We start from the raw sequence: 378 nt of genomic DNA on the forward strand, positions 1-378 counted from the left end.
TGCTCGTGCAACGCTTCGCTTCTCGACCGCTTCGGAAACCGAACTCGGCACTCTGAAGACTTACGTTGAAACCCGTTTCCAGTGGGCTGACGGTAACGATTCCGGCTCCACGGGCACTCTGCGCTTTGGTTACATCCAGCTGGGTGGTCTGCGCGTTGGTCTTGATGAATCGGCCTTCGTAACCTTCACCGGTTACCTCGGCAACGTCATCAACGACGACGTGATCCTCGCTGGCGGCTACCGCACCAACCTGATCAGCTACACCTTCACCGGTGGCAACGGCTTCTCGGCTATCCTGTCGCTCGAAGAAGGCGGCAACGGCGACTCCGACGTTGACGTAACGCTGAACGACTACACGCCGCACATCGTTGGCGGTCT

The 378-nt window shown here is 58.7% G+C and carries 1 protein-coding gene; it reads left to right on the top strand.

Going from position 1 to position 378, the window contains the following annotated elements; all coding sequences use genetic code 11:
* Positions 1 to 378, top strand: a 378-nt coding sequence (locus F9K91_RS25630) for a porin (RefSeq protein ID WP_208852737.1), incomplete at both ends; no start/stop codon positions are given.

Origin of the sequence: Brucella tritici, assembly GCF_008932295.1 — a bacterium.
GTDB lineage: Bacteria > Pseudomonadota > Alphaproteobacteria > Rhizobiales > Rhizobiaceae > Brucella > Brucella tritici.